Below are 320 nucleotides of genomic sequence, written 5' to 3'. Positions count from 1 at the left end.
TCCACGGCCAGCACGATCACTTCGCGCACGGTCGGGTGCGCTTGCAGCCGCGCTTCGATTTCACCCAGTTCAATGCGGAAACCACGGATCTTCACCTGATGGTCGATACGCCCGGCGTATTCGATCACTCCGGCAGCGCGATAACGGGCCAGGTCGCCGGTGCGGTACAGGCGACCGCCGTCGCTGGAGAACGGGTCCGGCACGAAGCGTTCGGCAGTCAGCGCCGCGCGGTTGTGATAACCCCGCGCCAGACCCGCATGGCCAATGTGCAGTTCGCCGCTGCAGCCTTGGGCGACCGGATTGAAATCAGCGTCCAGCAC

Annotated in this window: 1 protein-coding gene; it reads right to left on the bottom strand. The window is 65.0% G+C overall.

The window, feature by feature from the left end; translation table 11 throughout:
- On the bottom strand, window positions 1–320 hold a 320-nt coding region (locus tag ALO64_RS14565), incomplete at both ends, for an AMP-binding protein (RefSeq protein WP_162234192.1).

Source organism: Pseudomonas meliae, from assembly GCF_001400515.1.
Lineage (GTDB): Bacteria > Pseudomonadota > Gammaproteobacteria > Pseudomonadales > Pseudomonadaceae > Aquipseudomonas > Aquipseudomonas amygdali.
Note: the sequence above shows the minus strand (reverse complement) of the source record. Positions and strands in the feature narration are given on the sequence as shown.